Source organism: Oleiphilus sp. HI0043, assembly GCF_001634935.1.
This window is the reverse complement of the sequence record NZ_LWEY01000025.1, coordinates 24409-31193: the sequence shown is the minus strand read 5'-3', so window position 1 is coordinate 31193 and position 6785 is coordinate 24409. Positions and strand designations below refer to the sequence as shown.

At 46.2% G+C, this 6785-nt stretch carries 6 protein-coding genes; all 6 read left to right on the top strand.

Annotation, left to right across the window (positions count from 1 at the left end; translation table 11 throughout):
- The first annotated feature begins 138 nt into the window (after positions 1 to 138).
- The 6 genes from A3729_RS01020 to A3729_RS00995 all read left to right on the top strand — a co-directional run bounded on the left by A3729_RS01020 (position 139) and on the right by A3729_RS00995 (position 6750).
- Positions 139 to 1377 carry an acyl-CoA dehydrogenase family protein gene (locus A3729_RS01020; RefSeq protein WP_068506712.1) on the top strand — a complete coding sequence of 413 codons (1239 nt, stop codon included), beginning with the start codon at positions 139 to 141 and terminating at the stop codon, positions 1375 to 1377.
- An 8-nt stretch (positions 1378 to 1385) separates the two neighbouring features.
- Complete coding sequence (locus A3729_RS01015; protein ID WP_068506709.1) at positions 1386 to 2462, top strand: phosphotransferase family protein; 1077 nt, start codon at positions 1386 to 1388, stop codon at positions 2460 to 2462.
- Between the two features lie 91 nt (positions 2463 to 2553).
- Entirely contained in the window at positions 2554 to 3534 is a 981-nt protein-coding gene (locus A3729_RS01010) for an NADPH:quinone oxidoreductase family protein (protein WP_068506707.1), read from the top strand.
- Positions 3535 to 3726: 192 nt separating this feature from the next.
- Positions 3727 to 4491, top strand: a complete 765-nt coding sequence (locus A3729_RS01005) for an SDR family oxidoreductase (RefSeq protein ID WP_068506705.1) — start codon at positions 3727 to 3729, stop codon at positions 4489 to 4491.
- A gap of 173 nt (positions 4492 to 4664) precedes the next feature.
- The gene (locus A3729_RS01000; RefSeq protein ID WP_068506703.1) at positions 4665 to 5444 is read left to right on the top strand and encodes an SDR family NAD(P)-dependent oxidoreductase; all 780 of its coding nucleotides are present in this window, start codon (positions 4665 to 4667) and stop codon (positions 5442 to 5444) included.
- A gap of 82 nt (positions 5445 to 5526) precedes the next feature.
- Entirely contained in the window at positions 5527 to 6750 is a 1224-nt protein-coding gene (locus tag A3729_RS00995) for a trans-acting enoyl reductase family protein (protein ID WP_068506700.1), read from the top strand.
- The last annotated feature ends 35 nt before the right edge of the window (positions 6751 to 6785 follow it).

The window sequence follows — 6785 nt, the reverse complement described above, 5'->3', positions numbered from 1 at the left end:
ATAAGTTGTAAGTATCACTGATAGTTATATTTATAAATAAAGTAAATAAACTTCAATGATGTTTTCTTTGCTGCCTATAATGCCTTCATCCAAGATAAGTTGGCTTGATGTCAATATGCTCAACAACAAAGGTGAAATATGAATTTCGAATACTCGCAGAAGGTACTAGATCTGACTCAGGAAGTGGCAAGTTTTCTGGAAAAATATTTGTACCCAATTGAGCAAGAGATAAAAGAGACTATCGAAAATGCCGAAGATAGGTGGCAGATTCCTCAGCAAATTGAAGACTTAAAAGCGCTCGCAAAAGAGCAGGGCTTATGGAATTTGTTTTTGCCTGATAGTGATTATGGCTACGGTTTAAGCAACCTGGAATATGCGCCTCTGGCTGAAGTCATGGGGCGGACACGTTTTGCCAGTGAAATATTTAATTGCAGCGCCCCCGACACAGGCAATATGGAAGTACTCGTTCGTTATGGTACTGAAGCGCAAAAAGAAAAATGGCTACAACCTTTGCTTGAAGGCGAGATTCGCTCTGCTTTTGCCATGACTGAGCCCGATGTAGCCTCCTCTGATGCAACAAATATTCAGACTCTTATTACGCGTGACGGCGAAGACTACGTCATTAATGGTCGTAAATGGTATATCTCGGGTGCGTGTGATCCGCGTTGCGAAATACTCATCGTGATGGGCAAAACAGACCCGGACAACGAAAATCGTCACCTACAACAATCAATGATACTCGTACCGATGAACACGCCGGGTGTCACCGTCGTTCGACCGATGCAAGTATTCGGTAATGACGATGCGCCAGAAGGTCACGCAGAAATTTTATTCGAAAATGTGCGTGTACCTGCCGAGAATATACTGCTAGGTGAGGGGCGTGGATTTGAAATTGCTCAAGGGCGTTTAGGCCCCGGTAGAATTCACCACTGCATGCGTTTAATCGGAGCCGCACAGCGTGCACTTGAGTTAATGTGTGTCAGAGCTGAAGAACGTGTCGTATTTGGTAAGCCACTGAGCAAGCAGGGTTCGGTGCGTGAAGACATTGCCAAGTCCTACTGCGAGATCGAACAAGCGCGCTTGCTTACCTTAAAAGCGGCTGCAAAAATGGACTCACACGGCAACAAAGGGGCAAAAGACCTGATCGCCATGATCAAGATCGTTGCGCCACAAATGGCCTGTACGGTAATTGATCGAGCGATTCAGATACATGGCGCAGCAGGTTTAAGCCAAGACTTCTTCTTATCTGATGCATATCAAATGGCACGTATTATTCGTCTAGCGGATGGGCCAGATCAGGTTCATATGATGCAGCTTGGTCGTGGTGTCTCAGCAGGGTATTCTGCAATGCAAATGATGAAGATGCGTAAGGCTTAGGAGAAGGTATGTCGGATATAAAAACAAATGTTGATGAGCTCGATGTTGTTAAGCTAGCTGCTTACCTTGCAGACAATATCGAAGGCTTTTCTGGGCCGATTAAAGCAACAAAATTTGAGGGGGGGCAGTCAAACCCGACTTTCAAGCTGTCTTCTCCTTCGGGGGACTTTGTTCTAAGAAGGCAGCCTCCAGGCAAACTGCTCAAATCTGCTCATGCAGTCGACAGAGAGTTTCGAGTCTATCAAGCGCTAGCAGATTCTGACGTACCGGTGCCTCGCATGTATCACCTATGTGAAGACCGGGAAATTATCGGCTCCATGTTCTACGTAATGGAGTATTGCGCAGGCAGTATCTTCTGGGATGCCGCCTTGCCAGAACTAGCGTCAAATGAAATGCGAAGCGCCGCATACGAGCAAATGGGCGATGTACTAGCTGCGATTCATAGTGTCGATTTAGACAGTGCAGGATTGAGTGATTATGGCAAGCCAGGGAACTATTTTGAGCGCCAACTATCTCGCTGGAGTCAGCAATATAAAGCATCTGAAATTAAGCCGATTCCAGCAATGGATCAATTGATCGCATGGTTAGAAGAAAATCTGCCCGAAGATGACGGCCGTGTTTCCTTAGTTCACGGTGACTATCGCCTCGACAATATGATGTTTTCAAGTGCCGCTTTGCAGTCTGGTGAAGTTAGTATTTTGGCCGTATTAGATTGGGAGTTGTCTACATTGGGTCATCCTTTTGCAGACTTGGCATACCAATGTATGCAGTTGCGTATGCCTGCTAGCGGCGGGCAAAAGAAGCCGGGTCAAATGAGTGGGTTAGCAGGTATTGATCGCACAAGCCTAGGTATTCCAACTGAAAAAGAATATGTTGCACGATATTGCAAACGTATGGGAATCGACAAGATTGATCACTGGGCATTCTATCTAGCCTTTAGCTTCTTCCGTTTAGCCGCGATCGCACAAGGCGTCGCGAAACGAGCATTAGACGGAAACGCTTCCAGTAAACAGGCCGGTAAAGTCGGAGCTTATGTGCCACTTCTGGCAATGGGCGCGTTGGCCGTGATTAAAGAAGAAAGCTAATGTAGGCAGAGCCTTACATGGCTCGCTAGCGGACTAGCACGGGGTTGACCCCTCTGCCTACAAATAGATTTTCCAAAATTAGGAAATATAAATGAAAGCAATCGTATGTGAAGAGTTTGGTCCTATAGATACCTTGGTATTTAAAGACGTCGAAGCGCCTGAGCCGGCTAAAGGCGAAGTTCGTATTAACGTTAAAGCGACAGGCGTTAACTTCCCTGATGGCCTTTTAGTGCAAGGCTTGTATCAAGTTCAACCTGAGCGCCCCTTTATACCCGGTATGGAATTTTGTGGCGAGGTGGAATCGCTTGGCGAAGGGGTTAAGCACTTGAAGGTTGGCCAGCGACTAATCTGTAGCAGCCAAAAATATGGAGGCTTTGCTGAGCAGGCGGTTGTTAATTCAAAGTTAGTCATGCCTATTCCCGATGAGATGAATGATATTGATGCCGCCAATATCATGTGTGCTCATGGCACGGCTCATCATGCCTTAAAGCAACGCGCTCGATTGAAGTCAGGTGAAACGCTAGTCGTGCTGGGTGCAGCAGGCGGAACAGGCTTAGCTGCCGTGCAAATCGGCAAGGCGATGGGGGCCAAGGTTATTGCAGTGTGTTCCTCTCAAGATAAGCTAGAAATCGCCAAGGAACAAGGTGCCGATGAGCTGGTTAACTATAAGGAACAAGATCTCAAGCAAGCGCTAAAAGATCTGACAAAAGGCAAGGGCGTAGATGTCGTTTACGATCCGGTTGGTGGCGAGGCATTTGATGCTTGCACAAGAGCGATGGCTCGCAATGGTCGTTTGCTTGTCATCGGCTTTGCATCAGGCACCATTCCCAAGCTACCAGTTAATCTCGCCTTGGTGAAAGAATACAGTGTGATAGGTGTATTTTGGGGCAGCTTCGTCATGCATGAACCTATGGTCTTCCTGCAAAATATGCAGGAGCTTTTTGCCTGGCATAAAGATGGCAAAGTATCGGTTGTCACCGATGAAGTCTTTACTTTAGCAAACACAAAAGAGGCATTAGCCAAAGTCTTTAACCGAGAGGTTAAAGGTAAGGTTGTTGTGGTAGCGGAGTAATATGGTTAATCAAAGGGGTCAGACTCGATTGATTCCACCACAGAGCACACCGAGCGGCCTGCGGCCTCCACAGAGAAGGTATTAGAACTTAGGTTGAGTGTTTATCTTTTCTCTGTGACGCGAAGCGCTCTGTATTCTCGGTGGTTTAAGTGCTTAGTGTTTAAATATTTTCTAGAACTAATAGGTAAAAACATGGCTACAAATTTATTTGATCTAACAGGAAAAGTTGCACTGGTAACGGGCGCAAGTCGTGGTATCGGTGAAGCGATTGCGAAGCTATTAGCAGAGCAGGGCGCACACGTTATTGTTTCAAGCCGCAAGGTAGATGACTGCCAGTTGGTTGCCGATGCGATTACTGAGGCGGGTGGTTCCGCTGAAGCCTTAGCATGCCATGTCGGTGATATGGGGCAGATTGAATCATGCTTTGCTCATATCGAAAGCAAGCACGGCAAGCTCGATATTCTAGTTAACAATGCAGCAGCCAACCCATACTTTGGCCATATTCTTGATACAGACCTAGCGGCCTATGATAAAACTGTTGATGTAAATATCCGTGGTTACTTTTTTATGTCAGTCGCTGCAGGCAAATTGATGAAGAAAAATGGCGGTGGTGCCATCGTCAATACTGCTTCAGTTAATGGCTTACAGCCCGGCATGATGCAGGGGATTTATTCTATTACCAAAGCGGCGGTTATCAATATGACTAAAGCCTTCGCGAAGGAATGTGCACCGCTGGGTATCCGTTGTAATGCTATTTTGCCTGGCCTGACTAAAACCAAGTTTGCCGGGGCGTTATTTGCTAATGAGAAAATGCACAAAGCCGCAATGCAGATGATTCCTATGCATCGTCATGCAGAGCCAGAAGAAATGGCAGGTACGGTACTTTACCTCGTATCTGATGCAAGCTCCTACACCAACGGCGAGTGTATTGTCGTTGATGGTGGACTAACGATCTAAATTAAAAAATGTAATCACCGAGATCACAGAGCAGCCTGAGGCCTACACCGAGAAAATATTTGTATAATAATATGTACTTTTTTTTGTCTTCTCTGTGAAGCAAAGCGCTCGGTGTTCTCTGTGGTGAATTCATTTTTTAGTTTTAGTAATACCTATTAATTCAGAGATAAACTATGGATAACCTACTAGATTTTTCAGAAAAGGTAGCATTGATTACCGGCGCTGCCAGTGGCTTTGGTAAAAGCCTAGCCGAAGAGTTAGCCAAGCGCGGAGCGAACTTAGTGCTAGCTGACTTCAACGAAGAAGGCTTAACACTGACAAAGCAGGATTGTGAAACCCTAGGCAGTAAGGTTATTGCCTTAACGGGTGATATAGCTGAAGAAGCGCATTCTGAAGAACTCGTAAAGGCTGCGGTTGATAATTTTGGCAAGCTTGATATTGCTGTTAACAATGCTGGTATCGCTCCTAAACTGGGCCCATTGGTTCACCTGGACGGCCCAACGCTTTCTCGTCAGTTAGATGTTAATACTAAAGGTGTCGCGTTTGGCCTGAAGCATCAGTTAAGAGTCATGGCTGCTCAAAAAGAGGGTGCGATTCTGAATGTAAGTTCCATGGCAGGTTTAGGTGGAACGCCGATGGGAAGCTCCTATGGCGCTGCCAAGCACGCTGTAATAGGTCTAACTAAAACGGCCGCAGTTGAATGTGGGCCTATGAATGTTCGAGTTAATGCGATTTGCCCCTTCTTTACGTCAACGCCGATGGTTGATAATCCAACGATGAATCCGAATGATAATATCGAAGAGGTCAACAAGAACCTTGCGCGCGGCTGTCCGATGAAGCGTATCGCACGAGTTGAAGAAATTGTGAATGTCATGGTCATGATACTGTCACCAGCGAATAGTTATATGAACGGTATTGCTATACCGGTTGACGGCGGCATGTCAGCCATGTAATTTCAAAGGGGTCAGACTCGATTGAATTTCAATCGAGTCTGACCCCTTTGAAAATAAGCTATAAAAATAATAGGAAGAGGTCATGAGTACAAAGCGCGAATTCGATGTGATCATATGGGGAGCAAGTGGTTTTACAGGCCGCTTAGTTGCCGAATACTATCTAAATACCTACGGCCTCGATGGCGAACTAAAATGGGCAATGGCTGGACGCAACCAAACCAAGCTTGAAGAAGTTCGAAAAGGCTTAGGTAACGATAACATTCCTCTTATTCTTGCCGATAGCCACGATACGGCTAGCCTGAATGAACTGGCAAAACGTACTAAAGTCGTCTGCACAACGGTCGGTCCTTACGCTAAATATGGAAACGAGTTAGTCGCCGCGTGTGTCGAGAACGGCACTGACTATTGCGACCTGGCCGGCGAGACGCAATGGATTCGTCGCATGATCGACAAGCACCACAAAGCGGCAAAAGAAGCCGGTTGCCGGATTGTCCATTGTTGTGGTTTTGACTCGATTCCTTCCGACATGGGTGTGTACTTTCTTCAGCGTGAAGCAAAACATCACTATGGCGAATATTGCTACCATATCAAGATGCGCTTAAAAGCTGCAAAAGGGGCGATGAGTGGCGGTACCTTTGCCAGTATGAATAATGTGATGCTCGAAGCGAGTAAAGACCCTGAAGTTAAGAAGGTGATCTTCAACCCTTATGGTTTGAACCCTCAGGGGGAAATGTCGGGCCCTGATAAGCCAGATATGCAAAGCGTTAAATACGACTCTGACCTAAAAGCTTGGATCATGCCTTTCATCATGGCGGCAATAAATACGCGCGTTGTTCGACGCTCTCATGCTTTGAAGTCTTACCCGTATGGAAAAGACTTCCTTTATGATGAAGCGATGATGAGCGGCAAAGGCTTTACTGGAAGAGCCAAAGGTTATGCTGGCTTATTGACCTTAGGCTTGATGATGGCAGGTAAGCCGGGGTCTTGGTATAAAAATACAATTAATCGCTTTTTCCCTGAACCTGGTGAAGGGCCAAATAAAGCAGAGCGTGAAGCTGGCTTCTTCACCTTTAGTGTAATTGGCCGTATGAATGACCGAACATTGGTTGCCAAGGTTACAGGTGACCGAGACCCAGGTTATGGTTCTACTTCTAAAATGCTTGGTGAAAGTGCAGCCTGTTTAGCCTTGGATAAGAAACACTTGCCGAAGATGTGCGGAGTGTTGACACCCTCAACAGCAATGGGTGATGCCTTATTGCATAGGCTAGAAGAAAAGGCTGGTCTAGGCTTCTCAATCGAGCCCTAAGGTTATTGAGTTCAGGGTAAGTCGGGTTTTAACCC

Excerpts from the sequence above, each read along its gene's own strand:
- A3729_RS01015 (WP_068506709.1), top strand. The coding sequence starts at position 1,386 with ATGTCGGATATAAAAACAAATGTTGATGAGCTCGATGTTGTTAAGCTA.
- A3729_RS01000 (WP_068506703.1), top strand. The coding sequence starts at position 4,665 with ATGGATAACCTACTAGATTTTTCAGAAAAGGTAGCATTGATTACCGGC.
- A3729_RS01020 (WP_068506712.1), top strand. The coding sequence starts at position 139 with ATGAATTTCGAATACTCGCAGAAGGTACTAGATCTGACTCAGGAAGTG.
- A3729_RS00995 (WP_068506700.1), top strand. The coding sequence starts at position 5,527 with ATGAGTACAAAGCGCGAATTCGATGTGATCATATGGGGAGCAAGTGGT.
- A3729_RS01010 (WP_068506707.1), top strand. The coding sequence starts at position 2,554 with ATGAAAGCAATCGTATGTGAAGAGTTTGGTCCTATAGATACCTTGGTA.
- A3729_RS01005 (WP_068506705.1), top strand. The coding sequence starts at position 3,727 with ATGGCTACAAATTTATTTGATCTAACAGGAAAAGTTGCACTGGTAACG.